At 71.7% G+C, this 20,658-nt stretch carries 15 protein-coding genes; 4 read left to right on the top strand and 11 right to left on the bottom strand.

What is annotated here, in order from left to right; all coding sequences use genetic code 11:
• Positions 1-139 precede the first annotated feature (139 nt).
• Positions 140-2,161: a flotillin family protein gene (locus ACN26Z_RS03040; protein ID WP_421459813.1), complete on the top strand. Its 2,022-nt coding sequence runs from the start codon at positions 140-142 to the stop codon at positions 2,159-2,161.
• The gene (locus ACN26Z_RS03045) at positions 2,154-7,235 is read left to right on the top strand and encodes a DNA repair ATPase (RefSeq protein ID WP_421459814.1); all 5,082 of its coding nucleotides are present in this window, start codon (positions 2,154-2,156) and stop codon (positions 7,233-7,235) included. The genes ACN26Z_RS03040 and ACN26Z_RS03045 overlap by 8 nt, the downstream gene beginning before the upstream one ends.
• A gap of 81 nt (positions 7,236-7,316) precedes the next feature.
• Here ACN26Z_RS03045 and ACN26Z_RS03050 read toward each other — a convergent pair whose 3' ends face one another.
• Positions 7,317-8,462: a serine hydrolase domain-containing protein gene (locus ACN26Z_RS03050; RefSeq protein ID WP_421459815.1), complete on the bottom strand. Its 1,146-nt coding sequence runs from the start codon at positions 8,460-8,462 to the stop codon at positions 7,317-7,319.
• Positions 8,463-8,828: 366 nt separating this feature from the next.
• Between ACN26Z_RS03050 and ACN26Z_RS03055 the strand changes: the two genes are divergently transcribed.
• On the top strand, positions 8,829-9,293 hold the full coding sequence (locus ACN26Z_RS03055; RefSeq protein WP_093403795.1) for a hypothetical protein: 465 nt from the start codon (positions 8,829-8,831) through the stop codon (positions 9,291-9,293).
• 142 nt (positions 9,294-9,435) lie between these two features.
• On the opposite strand, the gene ACN26Z_RS03060 is transcribed toward ACN26Z_RS03055, so the two are convergent.
• Genes ACN26Z_RS03060 through ACN26Z_RS03070 form a run of 3 tightly spaced genes read right to left on the bottom strand, consistent with a single transcriptional unit; the run spans position 9,436 to position 12,668 of the window.
• Positions 9,436-10,998 carry an AMP-binding protein gene (locus ACN26Z_RS03060; protein ID WP_421459816.1) on the bottom strand — a complete coding sequence of 521 codons (1,563 nt, stop codon included), beginning with the start codon at positions 10,996-10,998 and terminating at the stop codon, positions 9,436-9,438.
• 1 nt (position 10,999) lies between these two features.
• Positions 11,000-12,214 (bottom strand): acyl-CoA dehydrogenase family protein, encoded by a 1,215-nt coding sequence (locus tag ACN26Z_RS03065; RefSeq protein ID WP_421459817.1) that lies wholly within the window; start codon positions 12,212-12,214, stop codon positions 11,000-11,002.
• A 1-nt stretch (position 12,215) separates the two neighbouring features.
• Positions 12,216-12,668, bottom strand: a complete 453-nt coding sequence (locus ACN26Z_RS03070; protein WP_093403799.1) for an SCP2 sterol-binding domain-containing protein — start codon at positions 12,666-12,668, stop codon at positions 12,216-12,218.
• 67 nt (positions 12,669-12,735) lie between these two features.
• On the opposite strand from ACN26Z_RS03070, the gene ACN26Z_RS03075 reads away from it, so the two are divergent.
• Positions 12,736-13,371 (top strand): TetR/AcrR family transcriptional regulator, encoded by a 636-nt coding sequence (locus ACN26Z_RS03075; protein WP_282240438.1) that lies wholly within the window; start codon positions 12,736-12,738, stop codon positions 13,369-13,371.
• A gap of 12 nt (positions 13,372-13,383) precedes the next feature.
• Here the strand turns inward: ACN26Z_RS03075 and ACN26Z_RS03080 are convergent, their stop codons facing one another.
• From ACN26Z_RS03080 to ACN26Z_RS03110, 7 genes are all read right to left on the bottom strand, one after another.
• Complete coding sequence (locus ACN26Z_RS03080) at positions 13,384-13,998, bottom strand: DedA family protein (protein ID WP_093403805.1); 615 nt, start codon at positions 13,996-13,998, stop codon at positions 13,384-13,386.
• A 54-nt stretch (positions 13,999-14,052) separates the two neighbouring features.
• Entirely contained in the window at positions 14,053-15,351 is a 1,299-nt protein-coding gene (locus ACN26Z_RS03085; protein ID WP_421464504.1) for an adenylosuccinate synthetase, read from the bottom strand.
• Between the two features lie 80 nt (positions 15,352-15,431).
• On the bottom strand, positions 15,432-16,391 hold the full coding sequence (locus ACN26Z_RS03090) for a hypothetical protein (protein WP_093403806.1): 960 nt from the start codon (positions 16,389-16,391) through the stop codon (positions 15,432-15,434).
• A gap of 10 nt (positions 16,392-16,401) precedes the next feature.
• Positions 16,402-17,376 (bottom strand): serine/threonine protein kinase, encoded by a 975-nt coding sequence (locus ACN26Z_RS03095; protein ID WP_421459818.1) that lies wholly within the window; start codon positions 17,374-17,376, stop codon positions 16,402-16,404.
• On the bottom strand, positions 17,373-18,125 hold the full coding sequence (locus tag ACN26Z_RS03100) for an NUDIX hydrolase (protein ID WP_093403809.1): 753 nt from the start codon (positions 18,123-18,125) through the stop codon (positions 17,373-17,375). Before ACN26Z_RS03100 ends, ACN26Z_RS03095 begins: the two co-directional genes overlap by 4 nt.
• An 84-nt stretch (positions 18,126-18,209) precedes the next feature.
• Positions 18,210-19,040 (bottom strand): MaoC/PaaZ C-terminal domain-containing protein, encoded by an 831-nt coding sequence (locus ACN26Z_RS03105; RefSeq protein ID WP_282240637.1) that lies wholly within the window; start codon positions 19,038-19,040, stop codon positions 18,210-18,212.
• 242 nt (positions 19,041-19,282) lie between these two features.
• Positions 19,283-20,656: a 3-oxoacyl-ACP reductase gene (locus tag ACN26Z_RS03110; RefSeq protein ID WP_421459819.1), complete on the bottom strand. Its 1,374-nt coding sequence runs from the start codon at positions 20,654-20,656 to the stop codon at positions 19,283-19,285.
• Positions 20,657-20,658: the final 2 nt, after the last annotated feature.

Raw genomic sequence — 20,658 nt, forward strand, 5'->3', positions numbered from 1 at the left:
TCCACCAATCTGTCGAGCGCGGCCGGTCAACCCCCTTCGGCCGGCCCGCCCCACGCTGCCCCTGAGCCGCCCCCGAAAGGAGGATGCGCGGCGTCCCGCCCGGCCCGTCGGCCGGTCGCCACCGCACGCGCGCCCAGTCATGGATGTCATCACCACCGGTATAGGCGTACTCCTCGCCGTCGTCCTGCTCGTCGCGCTCGGCGTGGTGTTCATGGTCAGCCGGCTGTTCCGCAAGGTCGAGCAGGGCAAGGCTCTGATCGTCTCCAAGGTCCGGCGGGTCGACGTGACCTTCACCGGCGCGGTCGTGCTGCCCGTCCTGCACAAGGCCGAGATCATGGATATCTCGGTCAAGACGATCGACATCGAACGGACCGGCAACGAGGGTCTGATCTGCCGCGACAACATCCGGGCCGACATCCGGATCACCTTCTTCGTCCGGGTCAACAAGACCGTCGAGGACGTCATCAAGGTGGCGCAGGCGATCGGCACCGCTCGGGCCAGCGACCGGGAGACCCTCCAGGAGCTGTTCAACGCGAAGTTCTCCGAGGCGCTCAAGACGGTCGGCAAGCAGCTCGACTTCGTCGACCTCTACACCAAGCGTGACGAGTTCCGGGACCAGATCATTCGGGTGATCGGCACCGACCTCAATGGCTACAGCCTGGAGGACGCGGCGATCGACTTCTTGGAGCAGACGCCGATGGCGCAGCTCGACCCGAAGAACATCCTCGACGCCCAGGGCATCCGGAAGATCACCGAGCTGACCGCGCTGGAGCACGTGCGGACCAACGAGTTCCGCCGCAGCGAGGAGAAGGAGATCACCCGGCAGAACGTCGACGCCCGGGAAGCCATCCTGGAGCTGGAGCGCCGGCAGGCGGACGCCGAGGCCAAGCAGCGCCGCGAGATCGAGACGGTACGGGCCCGCGAGGAGGCCGAGGTCACCCGGGTACGCGCGGAGGAGCGACTGCGGGCGGAGACCGCGAACATCCGTACCGACGAGCAGTTGGGCATCCAGCACGAGAACCGGGCCCGGGAGATCGCGGTCGCCGAGAAGAACCGCGAGCGGGTCATCGCCATCGAGACCGAGCGGATCGAGAAGGACCGCCTGCTGGAGGTGATCGGCCGGGACCGGGAGACCGAGCTGAGCACGATCGCCAAGGACAAGGAGGTCGAGGCCGAGAAGCGGGCCATCGCCGAGGTGATCCGGGAGCGGATCGCGGTGGAGAAGACCGTGGCCGAGCAGGAGGAGAACATCAAGCGGCTGCGGGTCGTCGAGGAGGCCGAGCGGACCCGGCAGGCGCTTGTCATCCAGGCCGAGGCCGAGGCGCAGGAGAACCTCGTCAAGGACATCAAGGCGGCGGAGGCCGCCGAGGCGGCGGCGAAGCACCGCGCCCGCGAGGAGCTGGTGCTGGCCGAGGCCCGGCAGCAGGCCGCCGAGCTGGACACCCGGGCGAAGATCCGGCTGGCCGAAGGCGTCCAGGCCGAGGCGGCAGCGGCCGGCCTGGCCGACGTGCAGGTCCAGGAGCGCAGCGCCGAGGCGATCGAGAAGGTCGGGCGCGCCGAGGCCGCCGTCGAGCGGGAGAAGGCCGTGGCCGCCGCCGAGGCGGTGCGCGAGAAGCTGAAGGGCGAGGCCGAGGGTCTGACCGAGAAGGCCGCCGCGATGGCCGCGCTGGACGACGCGACCCGCGAGCACGAGGAGTACCGGCTGCGCCTGGAACTGGAGAAGGAGGTCCGGCTGGCCGGGCTGGACACCCAGCGTCAGGTCGCCGAGGCACAGGCCAAGCTGGTCGCCACCGGTCTGGAGAAGGCGAACATCGACATCGTCGGCGGCGACAGCGTCTTCTTCGACCGGCTGCTCAGCTCGATCTCGTACGGCAAGAGCGTGGACGGTTTCGTGGCCCACTCGGACGTGGCGAAGAACCTCGCCCAGCCGTGGCTGGACGGCACCGCCAGCTTCACCGACGACCTGGCTCGCATGGTCGGCTCGATCGACAGCGCCGACGTGCAGAACCTCACGTTGTCGGCGTTCCTGATGCAGCAGATGCGCTCCGGCGGCGGGGACAAGGGCAAGCTCCAGGAGCTGTTGAAGGCCGCGCAGCGCCTCGGAGTGGCGGAGACCCCGGTCGCCGCCCTGGCCGGCCCACGGCAGCGTGCCGGTGAGTGAGCCGACCGCCGGTCCGGACGCTGCCGGGCGTACGCCTGGCGACGCCGGACCGGCTCCGGCCGCACCGGAACCGACCGGGCCGGGGGCGGCGGACGCCGGTAGCCGACCGGGACTGGACGACGGCAGCTACGAGGTGCTGCGTCGGCGGCTCGCCACGCAGGCTGCCGAACTGGCCCGGCGAGCGGAGGCGCTCAACGCCCGGCGACTGGAGGTCTTCGGCAGCACCGAGCTACGACTGCTGAGCACTGAGCGGATCCGTACGGAGCACAACTGCGTACCTCGGGACATCGTCTCGGTGGGCGGGCTGATGCTGTTCGGCTACAACGTCTTCATCGGATTGAAGCCGGAGACCTCCGTCGACGACGTCTTCTCGCTCCACCGGTTCAGCCAGGAGCCCGGGAAACCGGGCGCGGGCAAGGGCGGCGGCCCGGAGGTGGCCGGGTTCCGGTTCGACGAGGCGGGTCACGACGAACTGCCCGGGCTGCTCCGCGACCCGCAGTTCGTCCGCGACTTCGGTGAGCTGTACCGCTACTACCGGCAGGCCCGCCTGTTGCAGCTGCGCCGGGTCGACGGCCGGCTGCTGGCGGTGTTCCAGACCGGGCCGCGCACCGAGGACATTCGGGTGCTGCGGTGGCGGGTCGGCGTCGACGGCGTGCCCGAGTACCTGGACAGCCGGGGCGAGCGCGACCACGTCTTCCCGCCGTCGCACGACTTCGAGTGGACCGAGACGACCCGCGAGGACCACGTCCTGGGCCGGCACCCGCACATCTCCATCGACGGCCAGGTCTTCGTGGAGACGGTCGGTGGCACGCTGACCGTGAAGGTGGAGAACAACACCGAGGTCGGCGAGGGCATCTACAGCGAGCCGGTGGACGAGCCGTTGCAGAGCCTCGCCGACGCCGACGTGCACTGGGCCCGGGTGGGGCCGCTGATCCTGTTGCGGCTGCGGCCGTACAAGGAGACGCAGTGGCGGCACCTGGTGTTCAACACGCTCACCCGGGAGGTGATCCGGCTCGACGGCATCGGCGTCGCCTGTCAACGGCTGCCGGAGGACCACGGCATCATCTTTCCCGGCGGGTACCACCTGGTCACCGGAGTCACCAGGACGTTCGACACCGACGTGTCGGACCTGGAGTTCGAGCGGGTGGTGCGCTCGCCCAACGGCGAGGACGTGCTCTACGTCTTCCATGCCCGCGCCGACGGCCGAAGCCTGCTGCTGCCGTACAACGCGATCCGCAAGGAGGTGGCCGCGCCGATCCCGTGTCACGGTTTCTCGCTGTTCGACGACGGCACGCTCGTGGTGTTCCGGGCCGTGTCCGAGGAACCGACCCGGGTCCATCCGATGCAGGTCTGGCAGACGCCGTACGTCTCGGACGCGTACGCGGCGGCGCAGCCGGCCGGCACCGGGCCGCTGGAGCGGATCGGCAACGCCGACCTGGTACGCGGCATCTCGGACTGCCTCTCGGCGGCCGGGATGGTCGACGACACCGCCACCGCCGGGCTCTACGAGGCGCTGATCGCCGCCTGCGCCCGGATCGCCGACCACTACCACTGGCTCGGCGAGGACGAACTCGGTGACCTGGCCACGCCGCTGGCCGGGCTGCGCCGCACCGCCGCCGCCGTGCTGGAGGAACACGAGAAGGTCCGGACGCTCACCGAGCGGGCCCGCGCCGAACTGGACGACAGCGCGGAGCAGATCGCCTCGCTGGCCCGCCGGGCGCGCGGCGAGGCGCCGCTGACCGCCGACGACTGGGTCACCCAGTTGGGCGGCCTGCGCCGCGCCCGGGGACACCTGGAAACGCTGCGGGAACTGCGGTACGTCGACCACGCCCGGATCGACGAGTTGGCCGGTCGACTCGACGAGGAACTGGCGGTGGCCGGTCGTCGGGCGGTGGAGTTCCTGCGCCGGGACGAGGCGTTCACCGGTTACCAGCAGGAGGTGGAGCGGCTCGCCACGAAGGCCGCCGAGATCGGCACGGTGGCCGAGGCGGGCACCGTCCGCGACGAGTTGGCCGCGCGTACCGACGGCCTTCAGACCATCACCGACGTGGTCGGCGGGTTGGACATCGCCGACGCGACGGTCCGCACCGGCATCCTGGGCCGCGTCGGTGAGGTGCTGGGCGCGGTCAACCGGGCCCGGGCAGTGCTGGACAAGCGCCGTCAGGAACTGGCCGCGGCGGAGGGCCGGGCCGGCTTCGCCGCCGAGTTCGCCCTGCTCGGGCAGGCGGTCACCGGTGCGCTGGCGGCGGCGGACACCGCCGAGCGCTGCGACGAGCAGCTGGGCCGGCTGCTGCTGCGGGTGGAGGAACTGGAGTCCCGGTTCGGCGAGTTCGACGACTTCCTCGCCGAGTTGGCCACCCGGCGTACCGACATCTACGAGGCGTTCTCCTCGCGCAAGCAGGCGCTGCTGGACGAGCGGGCCCGCCGGGCCGACCGGCTCGTCACCTCCGCCGAACGGATCCTGGTGAGCGTGCACCGGCGAGCCGGCAGTCTCGGCTCGCTCGACGACATCAACACCTACTTCGCGGCCGATCCGATGGTGGACAAGCTGCGCGCGGTGGTCGAGGAGCTGCGTGCGCTCGGCGACGCGGTGCGGGCCGAGGAGCTGGACGGCCGGATCCGGGCCGCCCGCCAGGAGGCCGGGCGTGGCCTGCGTGACCGTCTCGACCTGTACGCCGACGGCGGCGAGACGATCCGGCTGGGCCGGCACCGCTTTGCGGTGAACACGCAACCGATCGACGTGGCGGTGGTGCCGGCCGAGGGCCGGATGGTGGTGGCGGTGACCGGCACCGACTATCGCGCCCCGGTACGCGACGAGGAGTTCCAGCAGACCCGGCGGTTCTGGGATCAGCTGCTGGTCTCCGAGTCGGCGCAGGTGTATCGGGCCGAGTACCTGGCGACCTCGATTCTGGCCGCCGCCGAGGCCGGTCGCGACGGCCCCGGTCTGGACGAGTTGCACACGGTGGCGGTGGATCCCGACGGGCTGCGGGAGCTGGTCCGGCGGATCGCCGAGAACCGCTACGACGAGGGGTACGAGCGCGGCGTGCACGACCACGACGCGGCCGAGATTCTGCGGGTGCTGCTGCGCCTGCACGCCGGGGCGGGGCTGTTGCGCTACCCGCCGGCCGACCGCGCCGCCGCCCAGCTTTTCTGGCGGTACGCCACGGACGAGGCGGCCCGGTCGACCTGGACGGCGCGTGCCGCCTCGCTGGCCCGGGCTCGGGCGCGGTTCGGTCGCCCGGACGGCGAGGACGCCGCCGACCTGCTCTGCGACCAGTTGGCCGAGGCGATCGAGGTGTTCCTGTGTGGGGCAGGACTGCCGGTGCCGCCCGGTGGCACCGCGCTCGCCGGCGAGTACCTGTTCGCCGAACTCGCCGCACCGCCGGTGCGCTTCGTCACCGGGGGCGGGGCGCGTACCCTGCTGGACCGGTTCCGCCGGGCGCTCGGTGGCCCGCAGTCCCGTTCGTCCCGCGAGTTCGACGATGACCTGCGGGCGCTCGGCGACGACCTGGCCGGCAGGTACCAGCTGATCGACGCGTGGCTGACCGCCTTCCTGGCCACCGACGACGGCGGCCTGTCCGGTTACGACCTGCCGGAGGCGGTCGCCGTCGAGTTGTGTGGCCCGGACCTGGCCCGGGAGGACAGCGCGGCGACGATGACCGAAACGGTCGGCGGCCTGCTCGGCGCGCATTCGCGTGTCGAGGGCTCCACCCTGGACGTCCGGTTGGACGAGACGCTGGCCCGGACCCGCAGCTTCCGCACCGAACTGGTCCCGGCGTACCGGGACTACCAGCGGCGACGCAACGCGCTGGTGGAGGTCGAGCGGGAGCGACTGCGGCTGGAGGAGTACCGGCCGAAGGTGATGAACGCCTTCGTCCGCAACCGGCTGCTCGACGAGGTTTACCTGCCGCTGATCGGCGACAACCTGGCCCGGCAGCTCGGCGCTACCGGTGACGGCAAGCGGGTCGACCAGTCCGGCCTGCTACTGCTGATCTCACCGCCCGGCTACGGCAAGACCACCCTGATGGAGTACGTGGCCAGCCGGCTCGGCCTGGTCTTCGTCAAGGTCAACGGGCCGGCCCTGGGCACGAAGGTCACCTCGCTGGACCCGGCCGAGGCGCCCGACGCCACCGCCCGGCAGGAGGTCGAGAAGATCTCGTTCGCCCTGGAGCTGGGCAACAACGTCCTGCTCTACCTGGACGACATCCAGCACACCAACCCGGAGCTGTTGCAGAAGTTCATCTCGCTCTGCGACGGGCAACGCCGGATGGAGGGTGTCTGGGAGGGCCGGACCCGCACGTACGACCTGCGCGGCAAGCGGTTCGCGGTGTGCATGGCGGGCAACCCGTACACCGAGTCGGGGAAGCGGTTCCGGGTGCCGGACATGCTCGCCAACCGGGCCGACGTGTGGAACCTCGGTGACGTGCTCTCCGGCCGGGAGGAGGTCTTCGCGCTCAGTTACGTCGAGAACGCGCTCACCGCGAACCCGGTGCTGGCACCGTTGTCCGGGCGTGATCGCGCCGACCTGGAACTACTGGTGCGGATGGCCCGGGGCGACGACACGGTCCGCCCCGACCAGCTGTCGCACCCGTACCAGCCGGTGGAGCTGGAGCAGGTCGTCTCGGTGCTGCGCAAGCTGCTGCGGGTGCAGCAGGTGGTGCTGGCCAACAACCAGGCGTACATCGCCTCGGCGGCGCAGTCCGACGACGCCCGCACCGAACCGCCGTTCCAGCTCCAGGGGTCCTACCGGAACATGAACAAGCTGGCCGAACGGATCGTCCCGGTGCTCACCGACGAGGAGTTGGAGGCGGTGATCGACGATCACTACCTGGGTGAGGCGCAGACCCTGGCGGCCGGCGCGGAGGCGAACCTGCTGAAGCTCGCCGAGTTGCGCGGTCGGCTCACCCCGGAACAGGCCGCCCGCTGGGCCGAGGTGAAGGCCGCCTTCCAGCGTTCGCGGGCGCTCGGCGGAACCGGCGACGACCCGGTCGACCGGGCGGTGGGCGCGCTCGGCCTGCTCGCCGACCGGGTCAGCGGCGTCGCCGCCGCCATCGGCCGGGCCACCGACCGCTGAACCCCGACGTCAGGCAGGGCCCCTGCCGACGCCTCCAGTAGGACAGGGGCCCTTCCTGACACTGCGGTGTCGCGGCTGACCTCAGGTGAGCGCCAGCACAGCCCCCAGTACCCGCTGGACCAGCGCGGTCTGCCCCTCGGCCTTGGCATCGGTCGGGCTGGCGGCGAACACGAGCCGCAGGCCGCCGTCGTCGAGGGCACCGACGGCCGCCTGGTAGCCGTAACGGGCGCCGGACTTGCCCCAGAACACCCGGCCGTCGGGCAGTCGGATCGAGGAGAGGCCACCGTTGCTGTACTCCGCGCCCGCCCACGGAAGGGTGAACAGTTCACGTTGCTGAGCGGGGGCGAGCAGCCGGCCGTCGAACAGGGCCGCGGCAAACCGGTCCAGGTCGGCGACGGTCGAGATCAGGTCACCCGAGGCGGGGGTGAAGCTCTGACTCCAGCGCGTCGCGTCCACCAGCTCGGTCCGCCCGTCGCGGTCCACCTGCTGGTAGCCCCGCACGTGCGGGCCACGGATCCCGGTGGCGTAGCCCGGGGCGTACGTGTCGCGTAAGCCGAGCGGCCGGAAGATCCGGTGCCGCATCTGCTCGGCGTACGACCGGCCGGTCACCCGCTCGATCAGGATGCCGGCGACGATGTAGCCCATGTTGGTGTAGCGCTGGGCGGTGCCCGGGACGTACTCCGGTGGGTTCGTCAGCGCCGTCCGGACGATCTGCTCGGGGGTCCAGCGGTCGAAGCGGTGCTGGAGTTGCCACGCCAGCCCGTCGGGCAGGACCGGGCTGGGCAGGCCACTGGTGTGGGCGAGCAGCTGTCGTACGGTCATCGTCGGCCAGTCGGCCGGGATCAGGTCCGGCAGGTGCGGGCGTACCGGTTCGTCGAGGTCCAACTGGCCCTCCACCACCAGCTGGTAGACCACGACGGCGGTGAAGACCTTGGTCACGCTGCCGATCCGGATCCGGGCGTCCCGCGGTACCGGTGCCGAGGAGCGCAGGTCGCGTACGCCGAAGGTGTCCTCGAAACAGCCGGTCGGGGTGGTGACCCGCAGTTGGACGCTGGTGGTGGTGAGTTCGGGGTCGGGGATCTCGCCGACCGCCGTGATCAGGCTCGTGGGGTCGAACGATCCGATCGGGCAGTCGCGGTGGGTCGCGCCGGCGGGTACCGCCAGGGTGCCGGCCAGCAGCGCGCCGACGGTGACTCCGGCGAGGAGATTACGCCTGGTGAGTTTCATGGGGAGAGCCTGCCGAGCCCGGCGGAGCGGGAGGTATCCGGAATCCACCCGACCGTCCCCTGAGGACTCTCCCGTAGGGGCGTGTCCCGATTCCCTTCCCACCGGGTCGTCGCCGGTGACTAGGTCCGGTCGGCGGGCAACCTCGCACAAATCGCTGTCGAGTCAAGTAGCGGATTGTCGGATCTCAATCGAAAACAACGTCCGATTTTGGCCCGCTTTCCGAATCTCAGCATTTCCCTATTTCTTCCTCAGACTTCCCACAAGAAAACGCTGACGCCGATAACGACACTTACATGTGTCGGCTGCGGCGTGCCGTACCGCCAGCAGCGGGCATCTGTCGAATCACGAGAGAAGTGGGGTAACGACATGCGATCCAACAACTCCGGTGTGACCGCCGCCATCCTCGGCCGGCGTGGACTGGCGCTGGTCGCCGCCGCCGGGACGGTCGCCGGCTCCGTGCTGCTCGGAGCCGTTCCGGCGTACGCCAACGCGACCACCAAGACGGTGGCGTCCGACGGCGACACCGTCACCTTCAACACCAGCGACAGCAGCCGGAAGGTAAGCGGGAACGTTTCCTTCACGATCAGCCGGGACGGGAACTGGGAGATCGACGCGGACGCCCGAAACGGGAACCTGATCGGCCGCAACGCGCACTGGATCTGCGACCTGACGTTGGGCTCGTCGGACCTGCGGAAGTCGACCGGCACCAAGTGGGTGCCGGGTAAGAAGACCCGCAGCCTCAACGCCGCCGCGTACGAGCCGTTCATCCAGGTCAGCTTCGACGCGCTGGTGGCGACCGGGCAGGCCGACTGCGACATCGTCGTCGGCTGACCCGGACGTCGCCCGGTTCGGGGGGTGTACGGCCAGGGCCGGTGCGACGCTGGGGATCCGGTCGAGGGCGTTGGTGTGGCGGCAGGTTGCGCCCACCGCGCCCTTCGGCGTTGCGCCGCAGGTCGCGGCAGCACCGTTGGCGTCAGGCGTAGTAGCGGCGAAGTTCGCGGGTGAGCACCTTGCCGGTGGCGTTGCGGGGCAGATACTTGACGAAGACGACGTCGCGGGGCACGGAGAAGCGGGCCAGGTAGTGCCGGACGTACTCGCGGACCGCCTCGGCGTCGAGGGTCTCGCCGGGGTACAGGGCGAGGAAGGCGGCGAGCCGCTGGCCGTAGTCAGGGTCGGGTACCCCGATGACGGCGGCCTCGCGTACCTGGGGGAGTTGGGCGAGCAACTGTTCCACCTCGGCGGGGAAGACGTTCTCCCCACCGGAGACGATCATGTCGTCGGCGCGGCCGTCCACGAAGAGCAGTCCGTCGGCGTTGACCCGGCCCAGGTCGCCGGTGTCCAGCAGGCTGTCGTGCCGGTCCCGGTCGGGGCCGGACGTGTAGCCCTCGAAGAGCATCTCGTTGCCGACCAGGATCCGCCCGACCCGGCCACCGGACACCGGCTGGCCGTCGTCGTCGACGATCTCCAGCAGGGTCCCGTGCGGCGGCCTGCCCGCGGTGGTGGGTGCCCGGCGCAGGTCGGCGGGAGTGGCGATGGAGGCCCAGGACGCCTCGGTCGAGCCGTACAGGTTGTAGAGCACGTCGCCGTAGGTGTCCATGAACGCCGCTGGCAGCCCGCCGGGCAGCGCCGAGCCGCTCACCGCGACCACCTTCAGCGGCGGCCGGTGCTCCGGCGCCGGCAGCTCCATCAGCCGTTGCAGCATCACCGGCACCGCGAACAGGGCTTGACACCGGTGCCGCACCAGGTCGTCCAGGGTGGCGGCCGGGTCGAAGCGGCGGTGCAGCACGATGGTGGCCCGCAGGGCGAAACAGACCTGTAGGGCCGCGTACCCCCAGGTGTGAAAGATGGGGGCGGCGATCAGCACCCGGTCCCGGACGTGCAGCGGAATCCGGTCGATGATGGACACCAGCGGGCCGAAGCCGTTCGGGATGGGCCGGCGGGCGCCTTTCGGCGCACCTGTGGTGCCGGAGGTGAGCACGATGATCCGACCGTCCCGTTCGGGCGGGTGAAGTTCACCGGGTAGGGCGGTGTCGATCAGTTCGCTTCGGGCCTGTTCGTCGAGGCGGTGCAGTTCCGCCGGCAGCCCGAGGGTCCGTTCGGTGAACTCGTCGTCGTGCACCAGGACCCGCAGCCGCTGCTCCTGCGCCACGGTGGCCAGCTGCGCCGGGGAGAGGCCGGTGTTGACCAGCACGGCGTCGGCGCCCAGCAGCGTGGCGGCGACGACGGTCTCGATCAGACCCGGGTGGTTGCGGCCGAGCACGCCGATCCGGTCGCCGGCCTGGACGCCGAGTGCGGCACGCAGCGCGCGGGCGAGCCGCATGGACCGGTCGAGCAGTTCGGCGTACGTCAGCTCGGTGCCCTGCTCGTCGATGACCGCGACCCGGCCCGGGTCCCGGGCCGCCGCCTGGCGCAGTTCACCGGCGAGGCTCCAACCCCACTTGCGCAGCGCGCTGAGCTGGGATGCGACGCGGATCGGACGACCCGGGGCGAGCAGGCCCCGCCGAGTCAGTGTGCTGACGATGAACGGCAGGTCCATGTCAGCGGATCTGCATCCCGGAGATCGCCCGGGAGATGACCAGCCGCTGGATCTCCGAGGTGCCCTCGAAGATGGTGTAGATCTTGGCGTCGCGGTACCAGCGCTCGACCGGGTGGTCCCGCAGGAAACCGGCACCACCGAGCAGCTGGACCGCCTTCTCGGTCACCGAGACGGCCACCTCGCCGGCCTTGAGCTTGGACATCGAGCCCTCACCGGCGGTGAACGGCCGGTTGTTGCGCCCCATCCAGGAGGCCCGCCAGACCAGCAGTCGAGCGGCGTCGATCTCCATGCGCATGTCGGCCAGCGTGAACGCGACCGCCTGGTTGGTGATGATCGGCCGGCCGAACTGGACCCGCTCCTTCGCGTAGTCCAGGGCGTACTCGTACGCGGCCCGGGCCACGCCGAGCGCCTGCGCGCCGACGGTGGGTCGGGACAGCTCGAACGTACGCATCGCGGCCTGGCCGGAGGCGCGTTGCCCGGAGCGGGCGCGGGCCAGGCGTTCGTCGAGCGCTTCCTTGCCGCCGAGCAGGCACCGGCCCGGTACCCGGACGTCGTCGAGGAAGACGTCGGCGGTGTGTGAGGCGCGCAGGCCGAGTTTGCGCAGCTTGCGGGTGGCGCTCAGCCCAGCGGTGCCGGGCGGTACGACGAACGCGGCCTGTCCCCGCGAGCCCAGTTCCGGCTCGACCGAGGCGGTAACCACGTGCACGCCGGCGATCCCGCCGTTGGTGGCGTACGCCTTCTGCCCGCGCAGCACCCACTCGTCGGTGGCTTCGTCGTAGCTGGCCCGGGTACGCATCGCGGCGACGTCCGAACCGGCCTCCGGCTCGGAGCTGCAGAAGGCCGCGACGGCCGGGGAGTCGGCGTCGCCGAAGCACTGCGGCACCCACTCGACGAGCTGGTCCGGGGTGCCCGCGCCGTAGATGGCGGCGACCGCGAGCGAGGTGCCGAAGATGCTCAGCCCGATGCCGGCATCGCCCCAGAACAGTTCCTCACTGGCGATCGGCAGCGACAGTCCGGTGGGATCGGCCCAGCAGGTGGCGAGGAACTCGAAGCCGTAGAGCCCGACCTTCGCCGCCTCCTGGATGATCGGCCAGGGGGTCTCCTCGCGGGTGTCCCACTCGGCCGCGGCTGGGCGCACGACCTCGCTGGCGAAGCCGTGCACCCAGTCCCGTAGATCCCGCTGTTCCTCGTTCAGGTCGAGCGAGAACTCGGCCATGTCAGGCCTTGGGGATGTCGAAGAGGTTCGCGATGTTGGCGGCCAGGCCCAGGTCGCCCTTGGCCTTGAGCTTGCCGGTCATGAACATCATGACCGGGTTGGCGCCGCCGGAGACGATCTTCAGGAACTCGACCGGGCCCATGGTCAGGCTCAGCCGGGGGTCGTGCTGCGGGGTCTCGTTGACCGTGCAGGTGCCGTCGGCGATGACCACCTCGTAGGTGTCGGTGCCGCCGTCCGGGGCGCCGGTGATGTTCCAGTGGATGACTGCGTTGGTGGAGCCGGCCCGGTCGGCGCGGAACAGCTGCGGCATCCGCCCGAAGACTTCGCCGAGGATCTTGCCGCGCAGGTCACCGGACATCACCTCGGCCAGCTTGCTCTCCGGGGTGTTCTTGACGAGCTGGGCGAACTCCTTCGGGCCGACGTTTGCGAAGTTGGCCGGGTCGAAGTCAGTCATGGAAAAGCACCTCTCGGACAGTGGCTACTCGTGCGTAACCTTACGCACGAGTAGGTATGCTTGCAAGGTGTCCACCGGTCCCGCCTTCAAGCGCCTCCCACGCGCCGTACGGCAGCAGCAGATGCTCGACTCCGCGGTGCGAATCTTCTCCCGGCGTGGGTACCACGGCGCCAGCATGGACGAGATCGCCGAGGTGGCGGGCATTTCCAAGCCCATGGTGTACGCGTACCTGGGCACCAAGGAGGAACTCTTCGTCGCCTGCCTGCACCGCGAGGGCACCCGGATGATGGAGGCCATCGCCGGTGCCGCCGACCCCGACCTGCCCGCCGACGAGCGGCTCTGGCGCGGGCTGCGGGCGTTCTTCGGCTTCGTCGGCGCGCATCGGGACGGCTGGGCGGTGCTCTACCGGCAGGCCCGCGCCGAGCAACCCTTCGCGCGTGAGTTGACCGTGATGCGGGCGCGGCTGGTGGAGGTGGCCGCCGGGATGCTCGACCACGCGCTGCGCGCCGAGGGGCGAGAGGTGGCCCACACCGAGTTGGAGGTGGTCGCGTACGCGCTGGTCGGCGCGAGCGAGTCACTGGCCGACTGGTTGGCCGACCATCCGGAAGCCGACCCGGAGAAGACCGCCACCCAGATGATGAACGTCGCCTGGCTCGGCGCCGGGCAACTGCTGCGCGGCGTCACCTGGCACCCGCCCGGGTGACCCCACCGCCCCTCAGCGTCGTGCGGCCCGGCGATGGGCGCGGCGGCGCAGTCCGCGTGCCAGTTGCACCAGCAGGGTTACCGCGATCGACAGGCCGATTCCGGCGAGGATCCCGTAGATCGGCTCACGTTCAAAGGCCAGCCCGCCGAAGAGGCCGAGCAGCACGCAGTAGAGCGCCCAGGTGCCGGCACCGATCAGGTCGTAGAGCAGAAACGGGCGCAGCGGGTAGCGCACCGCCCCCATGGTCAGGGTGACCGCCGTCCGCCCGCCGGGCAGGTACCGGGCGGAGGTCAGGATGACGCCGCCGTGCCGGCACACCGCCCGCCGCGCCCACTGCGATCCGGCCCGGCGTCGGCTGTCCTCCGGCGAACGATCCAGACGACCTGAGCCGCCGCCGCGCCCGATGGCGTAGGAGACGTGGTCGCCGAGCATGGCACCGAGCATGGTCACCACGATCACCACCACCAGATTCGGCTCGCCGCCGGTGGCGAGAACGGTGACCGTGATGACCGCCGCCTCGGCCGGCACCAACGGGAAGATCGCGTCGATCGCGGTGAGTCCGAACAGCAGCAGATACACCCACGGTGAGGTGAGCGTGTGCCGGAGCAGGTCGAGCGCGGCTTCCATGGATACATGCTCGCCGCCGGACGGAGGCATCGGGGCGGGACGGACGGATCACCGCTAATGGGGCCTTCCACCCGTTGCCACCGGAACCCGGGTCGCCGTACCGCCGTCGGGGCGGGCGGTGTCGAGGTGGGTCGTCCGCATCCGCTTGTCCTCCGCTGTGAATCCGTGGGAGGTGAGCACGACGGGTACGCCCAGCGCCCGCTCCACCGCCGTGGGCCAGTCGACCGGCGCAGGGTCGTCGTACACCGGTCGGGTCCGTAGCAGGCGGGCGGTGAGCGCCGCCTGCCGGTCGAGGTCTCCGGGCGGACCCGGCCGCAGTCCGTCCAGGTCCGCATAGCGGTGGCAGATCCGCAGGTCGAGACCGTGACCGACGAGATCCAGGTGGGTCAGCGCCAGGCCGTCGACCCCACCGGCGACCGCCAGGGCGTACGCGTGGGCGACGGCGTCGAAGTGGCCGAACCGGAAGCGGCCCTGCCACGGGTTCGTCGGGTTGTGCGGCTCGGTCAGCCCGAGCGCCGGATCCTCGGTCACCAGCGGACCCGGCCCGTGTCTGGTGGTGACCGTCCGCAGCACGCCGAGCCGGGTCGCCGATCCGGCCAGCCCGGCCTCGGTCAGCAGCGCCTCGGCGTTGACGGCGGTGGTGGTGCTCCACGTCGTGTACGGGTGGAAGCCGTGCCACTCGTCCAGCAGCACTCCCTGCGCGCCCTCGAACACGCACGTCCCGGCGCGCAGCTCTGCGGCGAGCCAGCTCCGGTCGACGATCGCCACCCGTTCGGCGAAGGCCCGGTACGCCGGCAGACAGTCGGCGACCGGAGGGGCGTCCAGCGGGCCGAGTTCGGCGCTGAGCCGGTCCCGCAGCGCGGTCAGCCGGCGGCGCAGCAGCTCCGGGTTGCGGCAGTCCGCCACCCGGGGTGCCTGGTCGGGGTGGGCGAGACCGTACGCGACGGCCTCGCCCACCCCCAGCCCGCAGGAACCGTGCCGGTCGGCTCCGCGGGCCAGCTCCCGGGCCCGGTTCGCGGCCCGGTGGTACGGGGTGGCCAGCAGCGCCTCCCCGTCCACGGTCAGCCGGTCGAGCGCGTCGGGCACCCCGACGGCGGCGAGGTGGTCCGCCTCGGTGGCCAACGCCAGCGGGTCCACCACCACGTGGCGGGACAGGTGGGTGCCCACCCCGGGGCGGAAGGTGCCGGCCCCGAACTGGGCGAACGTGTGGTGCCGGCCGTCGCGCAGGACGACGTTGTGTGCCGCCTGCGCACCCCCGTTGAACCGCACCACCGTCCGCACCGGCAGGGTCGCGCAGAGCCAGTCCACGACGGTGCCCTTCCCCGCGTCGCCGTATCCGAGGTCGACCACGATCACGTGCTGGCCGTGCGGCCCCCTCGCCGCCGGCCCGCCGGTCACCGCGCCGCCCGGAACCACGCCCGCCGCCGGCCGGGTCACAGCCGGACCACTCCGCGCCCGGTGGTGCGGCTGGCCGGCAGCTCCGACACCTCGGCTCGGGCTCTCCCGTCCAACCGGGCGAGGGCCTTCGACACCGTGCCGGTGGCGGACGAGCCGGCGCGGTCCAGGTCCCGTAGACCCTGGTCGAGGTCGATCGCCTGCTCGCCGAGGCCGACGGTGAGCGCGATGGTCTCGCAGACCGCAGCGAGATCGTCCAACTCCAGGGCGTTCTGGCCGAGCAGGTCGCGCCAGAAGTCGAGCACCCGGCGGTTGCCCGAGTAGTGGCTGCCGGCGGGTAGCAGGTAGTAGGTGTCCCAGCGGCGGGTGACCTCGTCGACGATCTGCCGCAACGGCACGTCCTCGCGCAGGTCGTCCTCGACGAGCCGGCTCACCTCGCCGGCCTTCACCTGCGGGTACGCCAACTCGTCGCCGATGACGAACAGGTAGCCGCGCCGGCCGCGCTTCTCCCAGCTGTCGGTGATCGTGCGCCGGGCCATGAAGTACAGCGCCAGCTCGTACGATTCCCGCATCTGGCCGCCACCGCCGCCCTCCAGCACGATTCGGCCGAGGTCGTCGTCCATCCGGTTGTCGGACTCGAACTGCCCTACCTGCAACGGCACCCGGTCACAGGTGGCGTCCCCGATCGCGCCGAACATGATCTGCGGGTCGCGGGCGTAGCCCTGGCGCAGCAGCAGACCCAGCAACTGCGGCAGCTTGGCCTGGAGGACGCGGGGCACGTGCCCCATCGAGCCGGTCACGTCGAACAGGACCGCGACGGGGGTCGACTGGGGGTGCTCCGCGCTGTCCCGGCTCTCCCGTACCGCGCCGCGCGGGTCCAGCGCCGGGTGCACTACCCGGGCTCCGCTGTCGCTGTAGGAGAAGGCGCTGGCGCCGGTGGCCCGGCGGTAGCGGTCGGCGGCGTCGTACACATCGGTGGACCATGCTCCGCTGCCCATGGCAGCCTCCTTAGGGGTTGAGGGTGAAGGGGCGGAAGGTGCGCGGCCCGTAGAGGCGGTGCAGCACCTCGTCCAGTTCGCGCAGCAGCAGCCAGGCGTCGTCGGGGCGGGCGCGCAGGAGCCCCTGCCGGCAGCCCCGGGCGAAGTCGAGCAACTGGCGCGGGGCCCGGCGGTCCAGCAGCCAGGTCATGCAGTGGGTGGCCATGAAGATGTCGGTGCCCGGCCCGGACGGCTGACGGTTGGGCACCTCCGGCGGATACCAGGACTCGTGCTCGGGCACCATCGCCGGCACGGTGCCGCCCGGCTCGGTGGAGAAGCACCAGTCGACAAGCACCAGGCCGTGCGCGTCGGGGTCGATGAGCACGTGGGACGGCAGCACCGCACCGTGCACCAGGCCCGCCCGGTGCGCCAGGCCGAGGGCGACCAGGAGTCGACGCCACATCCACGCCACGTCCCGGGCGTCCAGCCCGTCCGGATAGGCCCGCCGCACCTCGACCAGGCTGTGCAGGTTGGGCGCGGTGCCGAGCACGGTGATCCGCCGGTCCGCCCCGGTGCCGGCGTCGCGGTGGGTGAAGCTGTCGACCAGCCGGGGCACGTACGGCAGCCAGCGCGGGTCACCCCGCTCGGCAAGCGTGCGCAGGGCGCGTTGCTCGCGGACCATCAGATCGTTGTCGGCCGCGTCGCGGGGCAGCTTGAGCAGCCGGTCGGCACCGACGTCGTACAGGTCGGCGAGGTCGCCGGAGTACGCGGGCCGCCCGCACCGGTAGCCGTGCAACACGGTGGCCCGCCGGGCCCGCCAGCGGGTGGTCACCCGGAGGAAGGCGTCGATGGCAGCGGCCCGGATCCCCGGACCGACCCAACCGAGCCGGTCCGGGTGCAGAGCACCGACGAGTTCCCGGTAGCGCCGCTCCGGCGCGTCGCCACCGAACAGCTCGTCGTCGTCACGGGCGGCGGTGACCAGGCGGATCGCCTCGTCGGTGGTCATCGCACCGTCTCCTCGCGTGCCGGACGCAGCAGCGCCGGATGCAGCAGCCGAGCGTCACCGGCCCGGTAGAGCCGGGCCCGCGGGCCGCCTCGGGTGCCACCGCGCTCGGTGCTTTCGCCGGTGCTCTCCACGAAGCCGGGCACCGAGAGCACTTTGCGGTGGAAGTTGCCGGCGTGCAGCTGATGGCCCCAGACCGTCTCGTAGACCGCCCGCAGTTCCCCGATGGTGAACTCGGGTGCGAGGAAGCGGGTGGCCAGCGGGGTGTATTCCAGTTTGGAGCGCGCCCGCTCCAGCCCGTCGGCGACGATCTGACCGTGGTCGAAGGCGAGCTGCCGGTTGGCCAACTCGGCGACCGGCGCCCAGGCCGCCTCGTCGGCGTCGGTGCCGGCCGTCGCGTCCGGCAGGTCGGGGGCGAAGGCCAGATGGGCGATCGAGACGATCCGCATCCGGGGATCGCGGTCGGGCGCGCCGTAGGAGGCCAGTTGCTCGACGTGGACGCGGCGGAGTGGCTCGCCGTCGAGACCGGTCTCCTCGGCCAGCTCCCGACGGGCGGCGGCGGCCAGGTCCTCGTCCGGCCGGACGAATCCGCCGGGCAGGGCCCAGAGACCTGCGTACGGCTGCTCGCCTCGGCGGATCAGCAGCAGGTGCAGCGCGCCGTCGCGGATGGTCAGGGCGACGATGTCGACGGTCACCGCGACCGCCGGATAGGCCCGCGGGTCGTAGGCGGCGAGGAAATCCTGCTCGTTCACGCTCGATCACTCTCACTTCGAGAACATCTCTAGTTGAGAACAACCTAGCGGAAAAGAGAGGGCCGGGCAAGTGCCCGGCCCCGCTCAGCGGATGGTGCCCGCCAGGTGTGGGCGACCACGCCTGTCGTACAGACCGAAATCCCAGCCCGGGTCGAGCGCCGTGGCGCTGAAGGCGACCGTGCCGGGCAGCGGCACCGGAAGCTTGAACGCCACGTCCACCGTGTACGCCTCGGGCAGCCGGCTCTCCAACGCCGCGAGACACCGCGCCTTGCTCCACATGCCGTGTGCGATGGGCCGGGGGAAACCGAGCAGCCGCGCCCCCAGCCGCGAGGTGTGGATCGGGTTGTGGTCGCCGGAGACCCGCGCGTAGTCCGTACCCACCCGGGGAGTGACCGACCAGCGGGCGGTGGCGGCCGGCGGCGGTGGCCGCTCGCCGTGGTCGCGCCGCTCACCGCCGTCCGGGGTGCGCTGCCGGCCGAGGTACGTCGAGACGCCGCGCCACACCTCCTCGCCGTCGACCGACCCGACGAGTACCACGTCCACCTGCCGTCCCCGGTCGTGCGGACGCAGGTTCTCCGCCCAGGTGGTGAAGTCCAGCCGCTCGTTGATGGTGACCGGCCGCCGCAGCGTGATCCGGTTACCGACGTGCACCACCCCGGTCAGCGGGATCGGGAACTCGGGCGCGGTGATCAGCCGAAGTGTCAGCGGAAAGCCCATGACGTGCGGAAAGGTCGCGGGCAGCCGATCGGCGAGGCGGAACCCGCAGACCCGGTCGTAGTCGGCCAGCCGCTCCGGATCGACCGCCACCCCGGCGACGGCCAGCTCGACCGCCGGCACCCCGGTGGCTTGCCGGCCGCCCAGCCCCGGCACCGCGTTCAGCAGCGCCCGCCGGTACAACGGACCCGCCGTCGGCATCCGAGGCAGTTCCGCCCGGGCCCGCGCCGCGGGTTCGCGGGGGCCGACGGCGGTGTCGGTCGATCGCCGGGCACCGGTCACCGCCGCGCCCGGCCCGGAGAGGTCCCGGGTCTGTTCCAGGTCTGCCCCGCCGGCCAGCGCGGCGGCCCGGATCTCCGGCGTCAGGATCTCGGTCGGCCCGTCGATCAGCTCACCGACCGACAGGTCGTCTCCGGGCTCCTCGCCACGTCCACGCCTGGCCATCACGCCCCCAGCAGGCTCTGGCCGCAGACCCGGACCACGTTGCCGGTGACCGCACCGGACGCCGGCCAGGCCAGCCAGCCGATGGTCTCCGCGACGTCGACCGGCAGCCCGCCCTGCGAGAGGCTGTTCATCCGGCGGCCCGCCTCCCGCAGCACCAGCGGGATCCGGGCGGTCAGCCGGGTCTCGATGAACCCGGGCGCGACCGCGTTGACGCTGATCTGCCGTTCCCGCAGCGCCGGGGCGAGCGAGTCGACCAGACCGATGACCCCGGCCTTGCTGGTGGCGTAATTGGTCTGGCCGCGGTTGCCGGCGATCCCGGCGATCGAGGAGACGCCGATGATCCGCCCGCCGGCCGGGATCAGCCCGCGCTCCAGCAGCAGGTCGTTGATGCGTTCCTGGCTGGACAGGTTGACGTCGATGACCTGGTCCCACCGGCCGGCATCCATCCGGCCGAGCGTCTTGTCCCGGGTGATGCCGGCGTTGTGCACCACCACGTCCACCCGCCCGTACCGGCTGGCCAGGTGCTCGGCGAGCCGGGCCGGCGCGTCGGAGGTGGTCAGATCCAGCTGCACGGCGCTACCGCCGATCTCGTTGGCCACCGTGGCCAGCTCGTCCCCGGCGGCCGGCACGTCCAGCGCCACCACTGTCGCGCCGTCGCGGGCCAGCACCCGGGCCAACGCCGCGCCGATGCCCCGCGCCGCGCCGGTGACCAGCACCACCTGCCCGTCGAGTGGGCGGTCCCAGTCGGCCGGCGCGGTGGCCTGGCCGGCACCGACCCGGATCACCTGCCCCGAGACGTACGCGGAACGGCCCGACAGCAGGAACCGCAGGGTCGCCTCCAGGCTGGTCCAGGTGCCCGGGTCGGCGTCCCGCGTGACGTACACCAGTTGCGCGGTGACCCCTCTGCCGAACTCCTTGCCGATGCTGCGGGTCAGCCCCTCCAGCGCCCGCTGGGCGGTCGCCTCGCGGGGCGTGCCGCACTCGGCCGGCGGTGTGCCCAGCACGATCACCCGGCCGCTGGGCTGAACCGCCCGGGCCTGCGGGTGGAAGAAGTCGTAGAGCTGGCGAAGTTGGGACGACTCGGTGATGCCGGTAGCGTCGAAGACGAGGGCGGCGCTCTCCGGCGTACGACCGGTTGCCAAATCGGGCACGGCGGTGGCCGGATCGCGCAGGGCGAGCCCGGCGGCGGCCAGGGCCTTGCCGACCGGCTCGCTGAGCCGCCCGCCGGTGGCGGCGCCGAGCAGGACCAGCCCGGGCAGAATCGGCTCGCCGGGTGCGTGCCGGCGCAGTCGCGGCGGATCGGGCAGCCCGAGGCGCTTGACCAGCGCCCGCCCGGTGCCCGACTGGACGAAGCTCGCATACCTGTCGGTCATAG

Source organism: Verrucosispora sp. WMMD703, from assembly GCF_049178935.1.
GTDB classification, from domain to species: domain Bacteria; phylum Actinomycetota; class Actinomycetes; order Mycobacteriales; family Micromonosporaceae; genus Micromonospora; species Micromonospora sediminimaris.